This window comes from Roseofilum reptotaenium CS-1145 (assembly GCF_028330985.1).
Lineage (GTDB): Bacteria > Cyanobacteriota > Cyanobacteriia > Cyanobacteriales > Desertifilaceae > Roseofilum > Roseofilum reptotaenium.
The window spans coordinates 117,155-139,836 of sequence record NZ_JAQMUE010000034.1 but is presented as its reverse complement, the minus strand read 5'-3'; the positions used below and the strand labels follow the sequence as shown (position 1 = coordinate 139,836).

Annotated in this window: 12 protein-coding genes; 2 read left to right on the top strand and 10 right to left on the bottom strand. The window is 43.9% G+C overall.

Annotated elements, in window-relative coordinates:
- The 5 genes from PN466_RS05425 to PN466_RS05405 all read right to left on the bottom strand — a co-directional run.
- Positions 1 to 2,151, bottom strand: a 2,151-nt coding sequence (locus tag PN466_RS05425; RefSeq protein WP_271937585.1) for an Hpt domain-containing protein, incomplete at its 3' end; no start/stop codon positions are given.
- Positions 2,152 to 2,242: 91 nt separating this feature from the next.
- Complete coding sequence (locus PN466_RS05420) at positions 2,243 to 5,173, bottom strand: methyl-accepting chemotaxis protein (protein ID WP_271937583.1); 2,931 nt, start codon at positions 5,171 to 5,173, stop codon at positions 2,243 to 2,245.
- 126 nt (positions 5,174 to 5,299) lie between these two features.
- Complete coding sequence (locus tag PN466_RS05415) at positions 5,300 to 5,830, bottom strand: chemotaxis protein CheW (protein WP_271937582.1); 531 nt, start codon at positions 5,828 to 5,830, stop codon at positions 5,300 to 5,302.
- Positions 5,831 to 5,876: 46 nt separating this feature from the next.
- Positions 5,877 to 6,242: a response regulator transcription factor gene (locus PN466_RS05410; protein ID WP_271937580.1), complete on the bottom strand. Its 366-nt coding sequence runs from the start codon at positions 6,240 to 6,242 to the stop codon at positions 5,877 to 5,879.
- 164 nt (positions 6,243 to 6,406) lie between these two features.
- Positions 6,407 to 7,675 carry a response regulator gene (locus tag PN466_RS05405; protein ID WP_271937578.1) on the bottom strand — a complete coding sequence of 423 codons (1,269 nt, stop codon included), beginning with the start codon at positions 7,673 to 7,675 and terminating at the stop codon, positions 6,407 to 6,409.
- 588 nt (positions 7,676 to 8,263) lie between these two features.
- Here PN466_RS05405 and hmpF point away from each other — a divergent pair.
- The gene (gene hmpF, locus PN466_RS05400; protein WP_271937576.1) at positions 8,264 to 9,985 is read left to right on the top strand and encodes a pilus motility taxis protein HmpF; all 1,722 of its coding nucleotides are present in this window, start codon (positions 8,264 to 8,266) and stop codon (positions 9,983 to 9,985) included.
- A gap of 113 nt (positions 9,986 to 10,098) precedes the next feature.
- A complete protein-coding gene (locus tag PN466_RS05395) occupies positions 10,099 to 10,701 on the top strand; it encodes a hypothetical protein (RefSeq protein WP_271937575.1) in 603 nt (200 codons plus the stop codon).
- A 27-nt stretch (positions 10,702 to 10,728) separates the two neighbouring features.
- Here the strand turns inward: PN466_RS05395 and PN466_RS05390 are convergent, their stop codons facing one another.
- From PN466_RS05390 to PN466_RS05370, 5 genes are all read right to left on the bottom strand, one after another.
- Positions 10,729 to 12,114, bottom strand: a complete 1,386-nt coding sequence (locus tag PN466_RS05390; protein WP_271937573.1) for a hybrid sensor histidine kinase/response regulator — start codon at positions 12,112 to 12,114, stop codon at positions 10,729 to 10,731.
- Between the two features lie 50 nt (positions 12,115 to 12,164).
- Positions 12,165 to 14,564, bottom strand: coding sequence for an ATP-binding protein (locus tag PN466_RS05385; RefSeq protein WP_271937572.1), 2,400 nt, complete (start codon positions 14,562 to 14,564; stop codon positions 12,165 to 12,167).
- Positions 14,564 to 16,840, bottom strand: a complete 2,277-nt coding sequence (locus tag PN466_RS05380; RefSeq protein WP_271937571.1) for a PAS domain-containing sensor histidine kinase — start codon at positions 16,838 to 16,840, stop codon at positions 14,564 to 14,566. The genes PN466_RS05385 and PN466_RS05380 overlap by 1 nt, the downstream gene beginning before the upstream one ends.
- A 62-nt stretch (positions 16,841 to 16,902) precedes the next feature.
- Positions 16,903 to 18,729 carry a two-component system response regulator gene (locus PN466_RS05375; RefSeq protein ID WP_271937570.1) on the bottom strand — a complete coding sequence of 609 codons (1,827 nt, stop codon included), beginning with the start codon at positions 18,727 to 18,729 and terminating at the stop codon, positions 16,903 to 16,905.
- Between the two features lie 41 nt (positions 18,730 to 18,770).
- Positions 18,771 to 22,568 carry a PAS domain S-box protein gene (locus PN466_RS05370; protein WP_271937569.1) on the bottom strand — a complete coding sequence of 1,266 codons (3,798 nt, stop codon included), beginning with the start codon at positions 22,566 to 22,568 and terminating at the stop codon, positions 18,771 to 18,773.
- Between the last annotated feature and the right edge of the window lie 114 nt (positions 22,569 to 22,682).

Here is a 22,682-nt window from a genome sequence, read left to right as displayed (position 1 = left end):
TTCTGTCAGGGATAAGTCTTCTAGGGATTCATTTGCACCCAACTCGTCCAAAGCTAGAGATTCAGTACTTTCATCTAAACCAAATATATCCTCTTCTTCTGTCAGGGATAAATCTTCTAGAGATTCATTTCCATCCAACTCATCCAAGACTAAAGATTCGACATTCTCATCTAAACCAAATATATCTTCTTCTGCACTACTGCTTTCGTCTAAATCTTCTGTCAGGGACAAGTCTTCTAGAGATTCACTGCCCTCCAACTCATCCAAGGCTAAAGATTCGACATTCTCATCTAAACCAAATATATTCTCTTCTTCTGTAAGAGATAAATCTTCTAGGGATTCATTTGCACCCAACTCGTCCAAAGCTAGAGATTCAGCACTCTCCTCTAAACCAAATATATCTTCTTCTTCCGTGAGGGATAAGTCTTCTAAAGATTCATTGTTATCCAACTCATCCAAGACTAGAGCTTCAACATTCTCATCTAAGCTAAATATATCTTCTTCTTCACTGTTGCTGTCTAGATCTTCTGTCAGAGATAAGTCCTCAAAGAGGCTATTCATTTCAGAAGATTCCTCTAATTCTTCACCTTCAGACCAATTGGAATCTAAATCCAAATCCAGAGCCAGATCGTCAGTCTCTTGGGTGTCCAGCATGTCTAGATCCAAGTTTTCTAAGGACTGATTTTGTTCTGGTGAGTCTAAATTGATTTGCAACAATTCATCCAGATCAGTAGATGTTGCATCTGGATGCTCGGAAAACAAATCAGACAATTCATCGGCTTGATTTTTCTTTGGATTATTTGACATAACAGTGGGTTCAATTTCTAATAAATCTTTTAAGTCATCTTCTAGATCTTCTGAATCTACGTTACTCTTTTCGTTTTTAGATAGATTCAACTCCCAATTATCATTGATATTTTCTGAAACATCATTGAAAGATTCATGGATTAAGAAGTCTGAGAGGTCACCCATTTCATCCATTTCTGAGGAATCTAAGCCCCAGTTGTTTTCTGGGGGAGCAGAAGAAATTTCGGCTTCCCAAGCTAATTCAATATCTGATGTTTCTCCTTTAAAGAGATCGGCTAGTGTGTTGAGTTCACTGAGTCCAACATCTGGCCCTATGCGTTGTGAGTAAGGGGTAGGTGGATCGACTGGAGGTTGACTATTGTAAGAGCGATCGCTCATGGAATCTTCCTCCCTGGGCGATTCTTCTGTGGGAGTCCTTCCGACTCTTAACAAGGTATCGAGTTCTCGATCAACTGAGTCTGCGGTTAGGGATTGCTGAGGTTGAAGATTTAACAGAGTTGAACTGGGTTTAATCTGGTCAGGAGTTCCAGCCAAAACCAAGTCTCTGGCTCTTTTAAGTTCCTTGATCACTACAGGAGCCAGATGGGTATAGAGGTTATCTCGGTTGGCGATCGCCCCTTGAGCTAATTTTACTAAGTCTACCCAGGTCGAAAGGTTAAAGTTTTCCCCAGCTTGCGTTAGACTGATGCAGATTTGGGTTAACTGTTCTCGACTGTCTGCTGTATCGGGTTGCTTAAACCCTTGTAGCATTTGACGTAATTGAGTGGGCACATCACTCTGAAATACCAAATGTTTGGCACTCTCTTCTGGATCGGGGAGATTGGAGGAGCGACGTTCAACCGTAGCACCACTTGGTCTAGAAGGCAAGGGAGCGATCGCGGCTGTAGATTCTTCTGCTTGAGGATCGGCTCCATTTTTCTTAACCTGCATCATCCGATCCAAGGTTTCAAAGCAGGGAGTCAAAGATTGCTTAACTTCTGCATTTTTGCGAGTGGTTAACTCCTCTGACTCACTTTGTTCTAAATTTTCTACTAATACAGTCAATCCATCCAAGACCTGTAGCAGTAAGGATTCTAATTTGGGACCAATTTTAGGGGGGCGTTCTTTGAGAATTTGGAAATAATCCTCTAACTTATGGGACGTTTTTCTAATACTGCTCGCTCCCAACATGGCAGATCCACCTTTAATGGAATGAGCCGCCCGATAAATCTCATCCATCAGTTCTGAATCCTGGACTGTGGCTCCTAAATTCAACAATCCCTGCTCAATAATGGTGAGATTGTCTTTGGCTTCCTCTAGGAAATACCCCATAATCCGGTCTAAGTTTTCCTGTTCCTGAGCCATAATTGTTGCTCTCCCCCAACATTCCGGTCATTAACAGCGATCGCCCTAAACTGCTTCACTGTTTCACTCCACCTTAACCTTAATCTTAGTCCTAACGACTCTTGTGTGGATCGACTTTGAATCGTTCCACACCGGTGAGCAAATCTCGTGCCACATTCACCAGACTCGCCAATGCTTGTGATACCCGTCCGCATTCTTGAGAGGTTTCTTGGGCGGTCAATTCCACAGATTGCATAACCTGAGCCACCGCTCTTGAGGTTTCCGTTTGTTCTACTGTATCAGCCGCGATCGATCTAACCAAAACATCAATCCGATTATTGGTTTGAATAATATCCTCCAGGGATTTCGCCGCTTCCTTAGCCAAGTTTGTCCCCTGAATGACCTGTTGAGTCCCTTCTTCCATCGCTTGCATTACCCCAGCCGTCTCACTTTGGATTTGCAACACGATTTGCTCAATTTCTTTCGATGCTTTGGCCGCCCGGTCTGCCAACTGTCGGACTTCATCGGCAACAATCGCAAATCCCCGACCCGCTTCTCCCGCACGAGCCGCTTCAATACTGGCGTTCAATGCGAGTAAGTTGGTTCGTGAGGCAATTTGGGCAATCAAAGCCACAATCTTGGAAATTTCCTGGGAAGATTCGGCTAACCGTTTCACTTTACGAGTGGTTTCTGCCACCGTTTCTCGAATTTCCAAAATACCCGCCACTGTTCGCTCTACCGACTCTCCACCTTTACGAGCTGTGTCATTCGCAGAACGGGCAACTGCTTCTGCCTGGCGGGCGCTTTCTGCTACCCGTTGAATGGAGTCCGTCATCATTTGCACTGAATTCAGGGTTACCGCTAGTTCTTCTGCTTGTCTCAAAGCATCTGCGGCTAACCCCCGGGCAAAGGTTTCACTATCGGCGGAGCCTTTGTTGACTTGCCGAGCGGCTACCGTTACCTGTTGTACAATTTCCCGCAGGTTTTGAATGGTGAGGTTAAAGGAGTCGGCTACCGCTCCCAGTACGTCAGCCGTGACTTCAGCTTGAACGGTTAGGTCTCCGCGAGCAGCTCCTTCTACATCGTCGAGTAAGCGAATCACTTGGCGTTGAAGGTCTTCTTTTGCTGATTCGTTTTCAGCCGCTTTGCGTTGGGACTCACTCATGGTGGTGAGGACATTTCTGGCCATAACGTTGAAGCTCTCTGCCAGATAGCCCATTTCGTCTTCACCATAGACTGTGGCTTGCGCTCCCAGTTGTCCAGAGGCGACCTTTTCAAATTGGGCTTGCAGTTCGTCCGTCGTCTGCTTGACCTGATTGGTTACTTTTTTACCTAAAACATAAGTGGTTGCACCGGAAAGACCTCCCGGCAGTAGAATCATCGCCAGTTTGTGAAAGGCGTTGGCATCACTCGCCGTTGCATAAATCACAGCAGCGATCGCAAAAGCAGAACTCAACCCAGTGCCAATCGCGCTATATAAATTTTTGGTAATCAGAGGTGCATTATCAAAGAAGCTCAATGGGCCTTGATCCACCGACACACTCGGTTCTACTTGCCGTTGAGATTTACCGGTAAAGGTGGGAATGGTATCTGTATTACTATTAGAGATGCTAAACATCTCTTCTTCGAGTAATGCAGAATTATCCTCACTCGGATCAAAATCCTCATCCAGAGTAATTCCACTATTGGTCATCCCAGCCATAGAATTACTCTTGAAGTTGGTCGATAGCTCAGATGAAGGGTCATCAAAGCCAGAAAATTCATCGAGGACTTTATCATCAAAGGCATCAAATTCATCCAGGAAGTCTACTGCCCCATTACCATTTTGGGATTCTGAGATACCTGAATCGGTTTCAAATTGATCTAAACCTTCATCAAATCCAAAACTTTCTGTATGAAACCCAGATTGAGTCTGAAATCCAGATTCTGTAAAGTCAGCGATCGCCTCGCCACTCGTCCCATTCGTATTAAAACTATCCTCATCTCCAATTCCTTGCCACAGATGACTATCAGAGAGGGTTTGATCGCTGGTGAGGGTACTACTGCTACGCCCATTTTGGCTCAGAGATAGTTCTCCCGTTCTCTCATGATGACCATTCACCGATCCAGGTGAGCTACCCACAAATAGGGTCGGACTCTCTTCCATGGTTAATCCTGGGCCTTGTAAATCTTCTATCAATTCTGAAGGCTCCGGTTTTAGAGATTCTTCTGTTAAGTCCTCTAGCCCTAGGGTTTGTGGGTGAGAAGAATTAAACGCTTCCTGATCGTCTGGGAATTCCGATGGATCAAAGGCAATCCCTTCATCTGCTTCAAGTACGGCTCCCATTTCATCTGTTAAATCTATATCTGTGGCAAAGGGGGAGAAGGATTCTTCTTCTAAGTTGTAGGAATCTTCTTCTAATTCAGCTAAGGATTCTCCAGCAAAGATATCATCTTCTAAAGGTTCTGTTTCTTGCTGGAATTCTTCTAGTTGTTCATGAGCGACTGTAAAGGGGTCATCATCCGCCAACTCTTCATCGTCAAAATCATCCTCTTCATCCAAAGACTCTAAAGAGGCGTAATCTAAGGAGGGTTCTTCTTGGAGATGGTTCTCTTCTAGACTTTCTGTATCCCTACTCAGATCGCCGATCATTTCTGTATGGATAATTTCCTCTTCATCGTCATCTTCACTGAGTTCTAAATCTTGCCATTCTGAAGCAATTTCTTCTTCATCTAACTCTTCCATAGGTGGGATTTGACTCGAATCGTCTTGCAAATCCCTCCCCACGGTATGATGGGTTGAGAACTGGTCTACATCTGCTAATCCTTGATTGGCATAATCCATAAATACTTCATCGGAAGTAATTTCTAAAACAGATTCATATTCTTGACGGGCTATCGTATATTCTTGTAATCCATAACAATAAATATGACCTCTGAGTAAGTGCGAATTTGGATCGTCAGGAAAGTGTTCTACCAACTGATCGATAATTGAGGCCGCATCTTCATAGCGTCCTTGAACATAAGCGGTTTCTGCTTGTTGATACTCTGTTGCATAATCCATCCCATAGCCCCCCAAAACACGATAGTTTGACTGGTTAATTTAATCTACTTGCTGACTATATTATGATCCCCGATTGATAGTTAAGTGTATTAATCTGGAGTTTTATCCAGTTAGGTTATCCTAATTTTAGGCTGCCCACCTCGCCGATCGCAAAATAGCTACTTGGTTGAGCAACCATAGATATTGGTTCTTTTCTTCATCAATCACCCATTCTCCACGCACAAACGGTTCCATGGTATCAGCGATATTAGTCGCTCGTTGGAGTTGTTCCGCATCGAGCCAATCCATCCCCCCCATACGATCTATGGCCAAACCTAGCATAGTATCTTGGTCTTCGATCGCAATCACAGGGAGTTCGGAGCGATCGGTATTTAAGGGAGTCTGCTCCCCTAAGAATTGTCCCAAATCGGCCACCCAAATCACCCGTCCGCGGATATTCATCGTTCCTAACAACAGAGGAGAAACATTGGGAATCGGAGTAATCCGATCTGGGGGAGATTCAAAGACTTCTTTAATGCCAATGGCATTCAGAGCCAGTTCATGGCCAGAGGGGAGAAAAAATCTCAGATGTAATTCTCCTTCTGGATTTTGGAGTTCCTGAAACTCAGTGACTTGCTCGGAGTCTATCTCATGGAAGAATTCAGTATTACCTACCATAATGTTTATCGGTTTAGGGGCTGAGGGATTGAATTGAGGAGAGCCATTAGCTGCGTAAGAGTTGTTTAACCGTCCCTACCAACTCAGTGGGCTGAAAAGGTTTGGCGATGTAAGCATCTGCCCCTTGTTTCATTCCCCAATAGCGGTCAAATTCTTCTCCCTTAGAGGAACACATGACCACGGGAACATGCTGGGTCTTCTTGTCATTTTTAATTCGCCGACAGACTTCATAACCATTCATACGGGGCATAACGATATCCAAAACCACTAAATCAGGAAGATTATTTTGAATATTTTCTATCGCTTCTACACCATCACTGGCAATGCTGACTTTGAGACCACTGTCTGTAAGGAGATCGGTAATCATCTGTCGCTGGGCGGGGCTATCTTCTACTACTAAAACGCTACTCATAAGATTATCCTACTACTGGGCTATCGTGTTCTTTAGGTTGGGGCTGAAGGTCTGACTAACATAACAATGGGTCAGCTCTCCAAGTATCTCTAATTTATCGAATAAAGTGCCTTATCTGGCCACTTGATGGGATTTTTATTGGAGATTCGGGGGAGGGTAAGAGGTTAGGAATTGGCTAAGTCTCCAGAGGGAGGTGTAAGGGGTTCTAAATCGAGTTCTGAGGCGATCGCATCATCAAGGATGCGATCGGGAGAGGGGTCAGTTTTTCCTCCTTTACCAATGTATTTTTCCAAAACCATCAATAATTCTCCCTGGCCAAACGGTTTGGTTAGATAATCAGTCGCTCCTACCATCCGTGCTTTCAGGCGATCGATAAACCCATCTCTGCCGGTGAGCATGACAATGGGGGTTTGCCGAAATCGGTTGGATCGCCGTAACATCGCACAGATTTCATAACCATCTAATTCTGGCATGGCAATATCACACAAAATTAAATCCGGTTTGAGCTGGAACACTAAACTCAAGGCCCGCAGAGGATTGGTAATGCCAGCCACTTCGTAACCACTCGCTTGCAGAATTTGTTCGACTGCTTTACATAAGGCTACCCCATCATCAATAAAAACAACACGGGGGGGGCGCATAGGCTTGAGGTCTTCGGGTATCCAATCCGGTTCTGGCGAACTGAGATAGCTCAGTTGAACCCAGCCTTTTTGCACAAAGGGATAAATGGCTTTGGCGACGGTGAGAATATCCCCATTTAAGTAGCGGGAAATTTGGCGGATAGAGGTTTGTTTATTGGCCCAGGAAGCAAGAATCTTAAATCGCTTTTCATTCAGGTGTTGGCTCAGTTCTGCGGCATCACAAAGGACGGGACATTGATCGGGAGATTGAATCTGGGGATGAAGTTGATTCCATTGTTGAACCTGTTTGAGGACTTTGGTCACTAAGGGCCCAATTTCGAGGGGAGTCAGTTGGGGGGCTATGGGAGGGCCAAGTTCAAACATAAATGATCCATTATGCAGGGAAAATAGATCAAAGAGGGTTTCTTGAACCATGCTTTTAATGATACTGCGTCCTTGGGCTGGGGTAAGGCTATGGTTTTCTAGCATCGCCCAGAGGTAGCCGTATTCGGGGGCATTGGTGGCGGCAATGGTGGGAACTTTAAGCAGATCGAGGGCAGAAGCGACTCCATAGCGATGAAGATGATGACGTAGGCGTACCAGAGAACTATCGGTGTCTGAACCGGCATAGATGATTTTGCCATTGGCAAAAAAGACAAACCAACATTGAGGGGGCAGACGCTGGGGGCGATCGCTTCGATTAAACTGAGGTTGAGGACTATAGCTCTCAACACACAATTCCCCCGTGCGCTGTCCTAACTCAATGAGCTGGAAAATGCTGCGAATGTCAATCTCGCTTAAGTGTCCCTGCATTAGGTCTTCATTCTGTTGGTTACATGCTACCGCTTAAGTCCAGGCTGAATGCTCTTTCTTAGAACCCATGGCCCTAAAGCTATTGTAAGTCCTTACGATCGCAGGTATTGGCTTTGAATCGGATGAGCAGAAGGCAGGGGTCACCGTTCCTGTCTACAGGAAAGGAAAAGCCACGGTGTTGATAAGGGTAGGTGAGTTTTAAGCTAAACTAAATGGCAATGGGCAATCAACCCTTAATCATCCCTTAAAAAGGGTTCGACCCCACCTGGGTATGCCCTGCCCCAATGAGCTGCTCAATCATACTGCATCTGAGCTTGGGAGAGTACACCATTCACCCAAACAGTAATAAATTTTGTAAAGTGGGTTGGGGCTGTAATCAGGATAGGGATTGAAGCAAAAGCCAGGTTCAATGGACTGTATAAGATGGCTAAATACCTAAACCTGATGCTCAGTTCAGGTGCGATCGGTAAAACTAACCCAGGTAGGGGTTTCCCTAAATTGCCTAGAGCAGTCAAAATAAAATAAAGATCAGGGAGAGTTTACCCCAGGATCGGTTGATTGATGGACGCATAAACGAGGACTATCAGCGTGCTTTATCTAGCGGAAGTACAAATCCAGAAGGGGTTCATGGGCAATAAAGCCATGATTAAACTGCTGGCGTGTCAGCGCAGTGAACAAAATTGGAGTTCGGTCTCAGAAGAACTGATTGAATTGGCAGAACCAGGAACCTTAAAAGATGGAGCGCTGGTTTTGGTTGAGGTTTCCAATAAGAAGATTCAACGACCCCCTCAAGATGCGGCTCGTCCTCTGATTGGGATTTTGCAGAAGTTTTCTACCCTTCAGGGAAAATTTGAAGGCCAAGAAGAGGAAATTGAACAATGGAAACAGTCCTTGACGTTTCAGGCTCAAGAGTTGAATCGTCGAGAAATGGAACTGGTGGCACGAGAAGATGAATTGGCCCAGTTAGAGGAAGAGGCAGAGAAATTAGAGGAGAAGCGGCAGGAAATTGAGTCGTTATCGGACGAAGCTCAACGACAACGGGAGGAGTTTGAGCGCAAAAGCCAGGAGTTGGAAGGAGCCTGGGCCCATTTACGGGGTGAGCAACAACGACTAGAGGAGCAACAGGGGGAACTCTCGGCAGCCACGGTACTGGATGAGGAGAAAGCGGGCCAAATTCGACAGTCTTTGCAGTCTTTGTCGGAGGCTCTAGCACCGACGGAAACTCTTCGAGAAGCGGTGGAGCAGATGTCTGGAACAATGTCTGAAGAGCAACAAATCCTTGATCAACATTGGCAAAGATTGGAGGAGTCGAAAGGACAAACGAGTGAACAGGAAGGGGAAATTAACCAATTAAAGACGACGATTAATAGCCGTTGGCAAGAGTGGAATGAGGCGCAAGGGGTTCTGGAAAAGGCGCAAATTGATTTGAAAACTCAAGAGAGTCTTTTACAAGTTAAGCAAGATTTACTGCAACCGATGCAAAGTCATTTAAGTCAGACGGAGCAATTGTGTCAACAGCTTCAGGAACTGGCGGAAGGCTCGGGAAAACCTACGGTGAGTATTGATCGCCAGGCTTTGGAAAATATGCCGATTGATGAGCTACAACAACAGGTTGGCCAATTGGAAGAAGACTTGAAACGTGCCTCGGGGTTTGTGAAGGATCAGGAAGAGGAATTAGGGTATCAGTTAGAGGCGATCGAGGAACTTAAGCAGAAGATTGAACAAGCAAGTGAATACGATCGCCTCAGTTTAGAAACGGAATTATCCAGTGAACAAGAAAGTTATGATTTCTTGAATGAATCGTTGGTGGGTTCTCGCCGGAATTTAGCTGAACGAGAATTTGTGTTTAAAGTCCATGAAAGTATTCTTCGCCAACGACAAGGTTATCCCGCCGAACCGGGACAGGAGGGACTGCTCGATTTTGGGCCAGCTCTAGAAGCGGCTGAGAGCCAACGGCACTTACAAAGCGAACAAGTGCAACGGATGGAAGCGGAAATTAGCCAGATCCAGGCGGCGATCGGGCAAGCTCAGGACTTGGTCAATAGCCAAATGTCGGCTCAAGAAACGAAACGCAATGAAATTAAGCAGTTGGAAGAAACCTTAGCTCAACAAGAGCAACAGTGGGTTGAAGCCAGAGGTAAACTTGGGGTTTATGAGCAGATGCTCCAACCCCTGCAAGACCAACTGGCCCAATATCGGGAGAAAATAGAGCAACTCCAACAGGGAATTGCGGGGATTCAATCAACCAACGATCGGCAGTTACAGGCGATCGCTCAACTGCAGCAAACTGTTACGGAATTAACTCAGTAGGTCTAGCTTTTAACCTTGTCTCCTTTTTACCTCCACCTCTTAACCTTCCCAAGAGGTAGCCCAACACCACCAACAAAACCTCCATGAACTTATGGCCAATAAACTCCTTTGCTATGTCCAAGGTTTACAGCACTGAAGATTTAATTGCCATATTGGCCCAAGAGCGTCAAGCGTGTATGAGAGGAGAGCGTCTAAATCTCAATAGTCAGCTCTCTGGTCATCCCATTATTGACCAATTTGTAGCCGTTGAAGGGGTTCAAAACTTTATTGCCTACAAAGATTTTCAATCCACCATTCATCAGTATCAGAGAGAGTACCAGGTTTCCGGCATTATCTGGCAAGAAATCCTCATTCATCAACAAACGTTGCACTATCCAACAATTCACGACCAACTGATTGCCTTACCCCAAGATTTAGATATCCTGCAACAGGCCAAACCTGACATTCTCAATTTTTGGCATCAAGTAACGGTTGCTATGGATATCTTTATTGCTGATGGTCGCCGCTATCAAAAAATCACCCATCAAGATATTGAGCTGATTTCCCACCGCACCCAATGGGCCCTCATTTACAAATGGGAAAATCCTTCCTATTTAGAGATAGTGTTGCAACTCGGTTGGGGACAACCTACAGAAGCCTCCTATCAACGTAGTCTACCTCACTCTGGAAGTCGCTCTATTCATGCCGTTTATCCTGGAACTCACCCCATTGGTTGAAAGGCTTGAATAAACTTGGAGTTTAACTTAACTTTCGTCTTTCCGATGAACAGGGATTTGAATGGTAAATTGACTGCCACCTTCTGGTAATGCAGAATAATTCAGTTGCCCTTGATGTTGCTCCACAATAATTTGATAACAAATAGAAAGACCCAATCCACTGCCTTGTCCCACAGACTTAGTGGTAAAAAATGGATTAAAAATTTGGTTTTTTATATCATCAATAATGCCAATTCCATTATCTTGGAAACAAACGATCACTTGATGATCTTCAGTAAATTCTGTACGGATTTCTATCGTTGGCATGAAGTCCTCAGAAAGTGAGGGATCAAAACTTTTATCTTCTATCGCATCAATGGCATTTTCGATCAGATGAAGAAAAACTTGATGAATTTGCCCGGAATAGCAGGTAACATTAGGGAGTTCACCATAGTGTTTAAGCACTTGAATCGGAGGATGACGATCGGTTTCTTGTAATCGGTGTTGCACAATTAATAAAGTACTCTCAATCCCTTCATGCAAATCTACAGATTTAATGTCTGCTTCATCGAGTCTAGAAAACGTCCGTAACCCCAAAACAATAGCATGAATTCTTTCTACACCAGTTTTCATAGAATCCATCATACTCTTGAGATCATCAATGACAAAATCTAGATCAATATCTTCTGTGAAATCTTTAATATTCTCGGTCGGATTTGGATAACTTGTTCGATACATTTTAATCGTACTGACTAAATTATCCAAATAATCATTCACATAATGAACATTACCGTAAATGAAGCTAATCGGATTATTGATTTCATGGGCAATTCCGGCAACAAGCTGTCCCAAACTTGCCATTTTTTCACTTTGAATCAGTTGCAATTGAGTGTTTTGTATTTTGGTCAAAGCAGCTTCTAATCGTTCAGTTTGTTGTTTAAGCTGCATTTCGCGGTCTTCTAGGGAACTCTGAATTTTTTTGCGATCGCAGATTTCCTGCTCCAAAACCACATTCTGCTCGGCCAGCATTTGTTGAGCTTGGCGAAGCTTGAGCTGATTTTGTACTCGCACAATCACTTCTTCAATTTGAAAGGGTTTAGTAATATAATCCGATCCACCGACACGGAATGCTTTGACCTTATCAAGAACATCATCCAGGGCACTCAAAAAAATTACCGGTATTTCCTGGGTCACTTCATTGGCTTTGAGTTTGGTACACACTTCATAGCCATTGAGGTCGGGCATATTAATATCAAGTAAAATTAAATCGGGTGGTTTAGCTTGAGCCGCTTTTAATCCCATGGCTCCATTAATCACACTTCTGACTTTATACCCTTGCTTGGTTAACAAACTCGACAGCAACCGGAGATTGTTGGGCATATCATCAATTAGCAAAATATTCGCGGGTTCTGGATGATCAGTAGAGTGATTCATTGGAGGGCAAGGAAGTTAGGCGGCACGATGAACTTGAACAACTGTATAAATTAGCGAGCAATAAACTGGTTACTTTCTTGGAGAATGCACTCTTCTGTTATCTCACAAATTGCTTCAAACTGGAAATTATCAACCCAAGCAACTAACTGTTGTCTTAATTGTAATTGAGAGGTTGACAGTTGGTCGATCAAGGGCAACATCAGATCGGCATCGGCTTCAGTGGCTGCTTTCTGTAAGGCGGCAATCCATTCTATGGGCTGTTGAGCCATGGCATCTGAGAGAAAGGATCTGGCGTTTTTAGAGGAAAGGGGAGGGGGTTGAGAGAGAGGATAATCCTCGGTATCGTTGAGGGGATCATAGGACTGATCGCTGAGGCGATCGCGTTCAGATTCTGATTCATAAGTATATTCCAATTCTAAATACTGGGCAATTTTCTCTAAAATCACGGCTTCGAGAAAGGGTTTATGCACTAAGTCATTACATCCTATGGCTAACATCTGTTGGCGCTCTTCTTCAAAGGTACTGGCAGTAGTGACAATGATCGGTACATGGGGAAGACCACGTTCGTGTTCTCGTTCACGGATACTAACTGTCATGCTATAACCATCCCGGACCGGCATCCGAATATCCGTTAAAATCAGATTGATTGTTTCTTGTTCCCAGAGAGTCAGGGCTTCTTCTCCTTGGGTGGCTTCTAGCACTTCAAACCCCAAAGGGGTGAGTAAAGAGCGGAGAATTTCGCGGTTTTCCCATTTATCATCGACTACTAAAATACGGTAGGTTTTCTCTGTGGAGGCAATTCCGGTCACCTTAAGCTCAACCTGAGACAGGGCTTCTGCTTCTCCTGAGACAGGGAGCAGGGGTAAGTCAAAGGTAAACATACTCCCTTGGTTGATTTCACTCGATACACTCAGCACTCCACCCAGAAGATTGACTAACTGTTGGCTAATGGTTAATCCAAGTCCAGTGCCTTCCTGAGATTGTTTGCCACTTTGGGTTTGTTCAAAGGGCTGAAAGAGTTGGTCTAATTCTTCGCTGGCTATACCGATACCGGTATCGGTGACGGTAAATTGTAGAGTGTCGGGTTGATCCGCAACTGTGATGGTCAGGGAAACATTACCTTGACGGGTGAATTTGATGGCATTACTGAGTAAATTGAGTAAGATTTGGCGCAGTTTTTGTTCATCGGTGTAGAGGGACTGGGGAACATTTTCTTGCACTTCCATGCTCAGATGGAGGCCTTTCTTTTTCGCTTTGAACTCTACCATACTTTCTAAATGATGAACGAAGGTGAGTAAATTAAAATCTTGGGGTAAAAGTTCGGATTTTCCAGCTTCGATTTTGGATAAATCTAAAATGTCATTAATGAGGCCGAGCAAATGTTGGCTACTGCTGTAGATGATCTGGAGTTGTTCCTGGTGTTTATCGGTTAAAGCATTGTCCTTGACCATAATTTGCGTAAATCCGAGAATGGCATGTAGAGGGGTACGCAATTCATGGCTCATTTTGGCTAGGAATGTGCTTTTAGCTTGATTAGCCCGTTCTGCGGATTCTTTGGCTTCCAAGAGTTGATCGGTACGTTGGTGAACTCGTTCCATGAGGGCGTTGAGAGTTTTACTTAAAGAGGCGATTTCGTCTTGGGTACTGATGGGCATTCGCAGTTGCCAATTTTCTTCTTCGGTAACGGTGGCAGCTAGGTCGGTGAGTTGTTCGAGGGGGCTGATAATATCTTCGGTTGTGCCCAGGGCAATCCAACCGGCGATCGCTACAGCGAATAAACTACTAAAAATAATGATCCCTTTTTCCAGACCTTGGGCATTTTCCAACTCGACTTCCGCTTGTCGAGCTTGTTGTTGAGCTGTGGCTAGGATTTGATCGAGAGTCGCCCCTAATTGGTCTAATTCTCGTTGTCTCTCGGATAGCACCAGAGATCTGAGTTGATTGTGCTGTTCTTCTAAGCCAATATTCGGTTGATTAATAATCTGTTGGATACGATCGCTATATTCAACTAAGGCTTGAGTATAGCGCTCTAGAAATGGCTCGAAGGTGTCTACAGAAATGGCTAACCAGGCCGGATTTCCTGTGATAAAGGTTTGTAGCTCTTCCTGGGTGGTCTGGATCTCCACCAGGTTATCATCAAGCTTCTTTTGATACAATTGTGAGGCTTCGCGATCGCCAACGACTGTCCCCAGTAAAACGCCTAATCGTTCCGCTCGTTCGATCTCGACCTGAAAGTGAACCAACAATTGAGCTTGAATATTGGCATCCGCTAATTGGACAATGCCCTGTCCTTGATAATAATCAGCCACGACTAACCCAATCAACGAACCCGCCAAGCCAGTACCAATGGCTAATGCATAACCCGATCCAATTTTGTGTCGGATACGCCCCGATCGAATTCGTTCCCACCCTTTCTTGATCTTATGAGTTATGTGGCCCAGTTTCATCATCAATTAACCTTTTCAGAGAGTTTCTCACTAATTAATTGATGCACTCGATCGAATTGAAAATCATGAACCCATTCTGTGAGACAATCTCGCATTCGCGAATTGGAGGGAAAAACTTCGTCAATTAGTTTGAGCAGTAATTCCTCTTCCGCAGCTAGGGTTGCCTGTTGAAGTTTGACCCAATCTGATGACTGAACATAGCTGAGATCTTCCGGTTCAACGTCTTGCGGTTTGATGGCTAACGGAGCATTTAGGAGTTTTAGATCTGCCGGTATAGTATATTGCCTTGATTCTGAAGTCAGAGTAGGCTCAGAACCCATGTCTAGTTTTATGGGTAAGGTAAACTGGAACTTACTCCCTTTACCTACCTCAGATTCTACCATTAGCTTACCTCCCATCAATTCTACAACTTGTTGACTAATGGGTAAGCCTAAACCTGTACCTTCTTGAAACCCGCGATCGCTCGAACTTTGCACAAACGGTTCAAACAAGCGAGACAACTCATTGGGGGCAATCCCAATGCCGGTATCCTGAACTTCACAGATTAAAGTAGCATTATTTTCTGACCCATGATTGGCACAATCAACCTGAACTTGAATTCCCCCTTGGGGAGTAAACTTTAAGGCGTTTCCTAATAAATTAATAAAGACTTGGCGTAATTTCCCCGAATCGGCTTCAATAAAAGGGGGAACCTTGGCAGAAACATCAAAAGATAAGCTTAACCCTTGATGCTCTGCTTTGAGCTTGAACATTTGATAGAGGCTACTGAGCATATCGTACAGATTAAAGCGATTCTGATGGAGTTCCATTTTCCCGGCCTCTATTTTTGACCAATTCAACAAATCGTTAATCAGATCTAATAGATGTTCGCCACTATGATGAATCACTTTCAGATAACCAAAATGCTCTTCAATTCGAGCTGGAGTTACAGTGGAAGACGTATCGCCCAGATGGCGGATCATCACCTGAGTAAAGCCTAGAATAGCGTTGAGAGGAGTACGCAGTTCATGGCTCATTTTGGCTAAAAACGTACTTTTGGCCTGATTTGCATTTTCTGCGGCTTCCTTAGCCGCAGACAAGGCTTCCATTGCTTCTTTTCGCTCCGTAATATCACGGGCAATCCAAATCACAGAATCGCCCATTCCAGACACATCCGTAATGGGGGCAATGGTGGCAGCAAACCAAAAGCTCTGCTCCTCTATGGTGAGTTGATATTCTGTTTGTAGGGTCGTTTGAGTATTGAGGCTTTGCCAGATCAAATGGATAAAGGTTGTGGATTGCTCGGGTTCAAAGATATCTTGTACACTTTTACCGATCAACTCTGATGGCATCTGGTAGAGGGGTTTGGGGGTAGTGGGCGCAATATTGACAATGTAGCCTTGGGCATCAAAGATCAGAATCAGATCGGAGATCGCACTAAAGAGCGTTTTAAATTCTGTGGTCACTTGTTTTTGATGCAGAATTCGACCAAAGTCAAGGGCGCGATAGGAGAGTTGTTGTACCCAGTATTGATCTTGAACGGAAGAATAATGGGTGAAGAAGACTAAAATCCCCAAGCTGGCTGAACGTCTCGGAATCAGGTTAGGGGTTAAAGATTCTTCGGCGGGGATGGGGATGGGTAGGCCAAAGGCAGCCCCTAGATCAACTTGATGAGCCAGAGTTCCCCTGGAAAAAATATCGTTGTCTTGGGCAAGGTTACCAAACCATTGGGGTTTGTTGCTATACCAGACTCGTCCAGGGATATCTTCGTCAGGTAGGAGGATGAGTCCTTCGGTGTAGTGGCGGAAGTCTTGTAGCGCACTTATATGCTCTGGGGAAAGAGTTTGGGGATTTTTGTACCAGATGGGGCTACATTGGAGGGCACTTTTGTCAGCAGTGGGAATCCAAGCTTCTGCATAACTCCAACCCGTCAATTGACAAATTTGCTCTAGGATTAGGTGCAGGGCACTGGAGAAGTCAGAGGTGGTGTTTAAGGTTTGTTCTAGGGCTAGAAGGAGGTTGGGAGACGGATTGGGGAATTGATGGTCTAGGAAGGGTTGTTCGGTTTGCTCGCTTTCGGGGAGCGTTTGAGGTTGCTGGCTAAGTTGACGGTGAAGACTATAGGCGCTTTTAATTCCTAATGTTGTCGTTAAGAGCAAGATGATCCAGATGAACCCGATGACTGGAGGGATAGGGAGTCCGGTTCTTGAATACACCCATGCGGTTACTCCAATGGCGATCGCACTTGAGGCGCATAACGGAGTGACTAAAAGGATGGGCAAGAAGGAAGATCTGGACATGCTTTTAGGGAATTCACGCTAGGAATGAGGGGGCATGATTACGGTTCTAGCTTATCCTAATTTCACCATTGGGGATTGGATTGCAGGAGGGCAGTCGCTTCTCTGATGTTCAGAGGTTTGGCAAACCAATAGCCTTGGCCAAAATCACAGTTGAGCTGTCTGAGGATTTCCAATTGTTTTGGAGTTTCTATCCCTTCGGCAACCACTTGCATGTTCAGGGTTTGGCTGATTTGGATGATGGGGGGAATGAGACCGAGATCTAATGGCTCTTGACTGAGGATGTTGATAAAGGAGCGATCGATTTTGAGGATATCAATGGGTAGGGTATCGAGATAGGAGAGGGAAGAGTAGCCTGTACCAAAGTCATCTAGGGAAATGTGAATGTTTTGATCTCGGATTTGATGGAGGAGAGTGCGAGCCTGTACAGGGTTTTCAATCAGGGCGCTTTCGGTAATCTCCATGGTTAAGCATTGGGGCACAACCTGGGTTTTAGCAATAGTTTCGACTACTTTTTCCATCAGGTTCATTTGGGAGAATTGACGGACGGAAAGGTTAATGCTGATTTTGAGGCTGTCGTTTTTGAGGGTTTGTTGCCAGATTTTGAGTTGATTGCAGGCTTGCTGGAAGACCCAATAGCCAATATCGTTGATCAATCCGGTTTCTTCGCAAATGGGGATAAAGTCTGCTGGACTGACGAGTCCTCTTTGGGGATGTTGCCAGCGCACGAGGGCTTCAAATCCACTGATTTTGCCAGTTTGCAGGTTGATAATGGGTTGGTAGTGAACGAGAAATTCTTGGTGTTCTATGGCTTTGCGCAGTTCGGTTTCTAGGGTGAGTCGTTTAAGGGCAAGTTGGTGCATGGTGGGGTCAAAGACATGGTATTGTCCTTTACCCATAGATTTAGCTTTGTACATGGCAGTGTCGGCATCCCGAAGGACATATTCGGGTTTGTGGTAGTCGGCATGACTGAGGACAATGCCAATGCTGGCGTTGATAAAGACTTCGTGAAGTTCGAGTTGAAAGGAATAGGAGAGGCTATTGAGGATAGTTGCTGCCAGTTTTTTGGTATCTTCTAGGTTGGCACAAGATTCTACGAGGATAGTAAATTCGTCTCCTCCTAGGCGAGCGAGGAGCATGTTTTCCTCTAGGAGGGAGTTAATACGTTTGGCGATCGCCTTGAGCAATTGATCGCCCACGAGGTGGCCGAGGGAGTCGTTGATCACCTTGAAGCGATCGCAATCTAAAAAGAGGACGGCAAAGGGTTCATCCCCACTAACTTTGAGCTTTTGAATGGCTGATTCTAGTCGTTCCATAAATAGGGCCCTGTTGGGCAGTCCAGTTAAGGAATCATGCAGGGCCATATCCAGAAGTTTTTGCTGAATTCGCTTACGTTCTTGAATTTCTTGAGTTAAGGCTTGATTGGTAGTTTGGAGTTCTTGGGTCCGTTCTTGAACTCGTGCTTCTAGTTGTAAGTTTAAGTCTTTGAGTTGAGTTTGGGCGGCTTTCAGTTGTAATTGATGCTTAACGCGGGCTAAAACTTCTTCGATTTGAAAGGGTTTACTGATATAGTCACATCCCCCTACTCTAAAGGCTTTTACTTTGTCGAACACTTCATTTAATGCACTGATAAATATAATCGGTATTTCTTGGGTTCGGTCGAGTGTTTTGAGTTCCTGACAGACTTGATAACCATTCATTTGGGGCATATTAATATCCAGTAAGATCAAGTCAGGAGGTTTGGCTTGAGATGCTTTAATTGCTGTTCTGCCATTCATAACACTGCGAACTTTATAGCCCTGCTGACTCAGCAAATCTGAGAGAAGACGTAAATTTTCTGGAGTGTCATCCACCAGCAATATATTGTATTTTCCTGAAAGAGATTCAAGCATAAGTTTACCGATTATTATTGATGGTTATTTATTATCTAGATTTAATATAACACTGAATTTAAGTTTTGAGTGATCACTTCAAATTCAAAATTATCGACTAAATCATTTAAATATCTCGCCAGATTTCTTTGATCGTTGGGGATTTTTTCGATCAACTCTAAAATTAGTTCAGCATCAGCTTCTAGGGCAGCTTGGTAGAGATTGTGTAACCAGGGTTTGGGCATCAATTCCCAATTGATAGAAGCCTCATCTACTGATTCTAGGGAATTAGAGATTGGGGGCGATAATGGCAAGGCCGGATCGAGATAATCACAGACATAGGTGACCCCTAAATGTTGGGTCATTTTCTCAAATAACTCTTGGTCTTGGAAGGGTTTACTGAGAAAATCATCACACCCTACAGCCAGGATTTGTTCACGTTCTTCCGTAAAGGCACTTGCAGTGAGAGCAATAATGCGAGTGGATTGACCTTGGGGATGAGATTTAATGTATTGAGTGGCTTGAAGTCCATCCATAACAGGCATCCGAATATCCATCCAGATCAAATGGGGATTCCAGGTTTCCCAAATGGAAATAGCCTCTTCTCCATTGCTGGCCTGTTTTACCTCAAAGCCGACACTGTTTAATAAGGAGTCTAAAAGCAGGCGATTATCTAACGAGTCATCAACGACTAAAATTCGGTAGTTGGGTTGATTGGGGGCTAGATGAATCACTCGACTCGAGCTTCTGATGGTTTGAGGTTGATGCAAGACTTCTTCGAGAGGCAAATCAAAGGTAAATTGAGTGCCTACATCGACTTGAGAGGAAACTTGAATATCTCCTCCCATCAATTGTACAAACTGACGACTGATGGGTAATCCAAGACCTGTTCCTTGTTGAGATTGTCGGCCCACTGCGGTTTGCACAAAGGGTTCAAACAAAGTGTCTAGGTCTTCTTGGGCAATTCCCGGACCCGTATCGCTCACTTCAAAGGCGAGTCTAAGGGGGTTGTTTTCTGGGGGGGCGATCGCCGAAATGGATAATTTGACTTCTCCTTGTTCTGTAAATTTAATGGCATTCCCTAAAAGATTTAATAAAACTTGACGTAATTTACTTTCATCTCCTTCCACATATTCTGGGACTTGCGGACTACACACCAAAGCCAAGCTCAACCCTTTACTTTCTGCTTTGATTTGTAGCATTTCTTTGAGAGTATCTAACAGCATCCATAAATTAAATTCACTCTCATTGAGTGTGATCTTGCCGGCTTCAATTTTCGACATTTCTAAAATATCATTAATCAAAGATAATAAATGCTCACCACTACGATTAATGATCCCCAATTGCTCGCGATGGACAGAGTCCAGGTTAGAACTGCGGTCAATTAACTGAGTAAAGCCTAAAATGGCATTTAATGGCGTTCTTAACTCATGGCTCATATTCGCCAAAAAGTTGCTTTTGGCTTGGTTTGCGGATTCAGCAGCTTCTTTAGCCTGAATTAAAGCAACTTCTGCTTGCTTGCGCACGGTAATATCAGCAATCATTGAAGCATATCCGATCACATGGTTTTGTCTATCCATCAACACGGTATTGTACCACTCACAGACAATGGTTTCTCCGGAGTTCCTGATATTATCACAAATTGCATAAGTGGTATCTTCTTCCGATTCTAAGCTTTGCATTAACTCATAAACTTTGTTTTTTTGAGCATCGGAAAACAAGATCTCAAAGCTATGAGGAGAAGATAAGACATCTAGGCGACGATAACCAAAAATACGTTCAGCCGCTTTATTCCATTCTACAATATTCCAATCCACCGACCATTCAATCACACCTAAAGGCGTTTGATCGACTAAAAATTCCAAGCGCTTCTGAGAGTCTCTCAGTTTTTCTTCAGATTCTTTTCGTTCTGTAATATCGGTGTATGAGCCAATAATCCGAATTTCTTCCCCCTGATTGTCATACAAGATCTGGCCTCGATCTAAAATCCACTTATAGCGACCATCTTTACAGCGCATTCGATATTCAATCGTAAATAAAGGATTATTTTGACTGTGCTGATATCGAAGGTTGGTAAACATCACTTGTTCAAAGTCATCCGGATGTAAACGGGTCATCCATTCGCTCGGTTTATCACTAATTTCCGACTCCGAAAATCCCAACATTTCTTTCCATCGAGCAGAATAAAAGATTCGATTTTTTTCCAAATCCCAGTCATAGATGCCATCATTATTACTTTTGAGTGCAAGTTGCCAGCGTTTTTCACTCTTTTTCAAGGCTTGTTCTGCTGAGATGCGCTCTGTAATATCGGACTGAAGGATGACATAATGCGTCAGTTCTCCAGTTCTATCTCGTAAGGGATACAACGATAAGTGACTCCAGAAAAGCTGATTATCTTGACGATAGCTTGGACAACTAAACTGAAAGTTTTTGCCTTGACGAATGTGTCTTTTTATGGATTCATAGGGATGTTGATAAAATTTGTTTTTATAGAACCGCAACAGTCCTTGTCCTATGACTTCTTGAGGTGAATAGCCCGTAATTTTTTCAAAGGCAGGATTAACATAAATAATCGGCATATCGGCTTGTTGAGCATCACTAATAATGATGCCGTCATCCGAGATTTCTACGGATCTCTTGAGCAGTCTGAGTTGTTCTTCATTTTGTTTTCTTTCCGTGATATCGCGAGCGACTAAAATAACTTTTTTATCTGGCATAGGAGAGAGGGTTGCCGAAAACCAAAAAATCTGTTGAGGGAGGGTTAAATGGTATTCAAAATTAAGGCTTTTTTTCTGATGTATGACATCTTGTAAATGTTGCATTAATTCTGAACGATAATCTCCGTAAATAATTTGATTAATGGTTTCGCCAATCAGATCGTAGCCTTCTTGCTGATATATGGCTGGACAAGTGGGAGAAAGTTTGATCATTTCTGCTTCCCGATCCATCACTAAGACGATCTCGGTCATTGCCGCAAAAACCGATCGCAGTTCTGCTTCGGAAGTATGTAACTTTTGTTCCAAAAGTTTGCGATCGCTAATATCTTGGATAACACTGAGAAAATATGCCGGTTCTCCAGATGGATTACGTACCAAAGATATCATGATATTCACCCAGTTTTGCAGTCCATTTTGGGTGAAATAATTGTTTTCAATGTTAATAAACGGTAATGTTCCATTGAGAAGCCGGTCTAAGTAACGGCGAGTAACGTCTTGGTAATTGTGATTTTCTAAACTCTGGAGATTTTGAGGAACCATGAGTTCAAAAAAAGAGTGATTAATCAGGCCTGAACTGCAATACCCTACCAAATCACAAAATTTCTGATTGACTTGAATAAAGTTTCCTTGTAGGTCAATATGAGCCATACCAATGACTGCTTGGGCAAAGGTTTGATCGAAAGTCGTCTGAGCAGGTCGAGTTTGTTGTGTTCCGCGATCGCTACTCAGGTTTTGTAATAAAGTTGATAGATGAACTAGACCAATTAATTGATGAGTTGAGGTGACTAAAGGGAGAGAGGTCAGTTGATGATGCTTAACCAATTCAAGGAGAGTTGCAAGCTTATCCTGACTACTGAACGTTTCCCACTCAGCAATTTCTAGGGTAATACCTTCCGGTTGCATGACTTGCTCAACAGTCATCTTCTCAGCACTCTCTGACGAAGTAAGATAAGGTAAAAAACTAGACAAATGCACGCAGCCAATTAACTGTTGCTCTTTAACAACTAATGCTAAGGAAGGCTGAACTTGCCCAGTTTGGGACTGCTGATAGAGTTGCCAGTGAGAGATCGCCTCTGACAATAGCATCTGAGGCTCTAGAGTTAGAGGATGATAATCAATCCACCGCTCCTCTGCAAGAGTCACGATTTGAGAATTAGACTGGTGCATAATAGCCAGAGAGTCCGGGGCTTACGCCACGTTTACTATTCAAAATGAATCCTGTAGAATCAAGTGTCTGTGCAATTTGGCGCTTGCTTT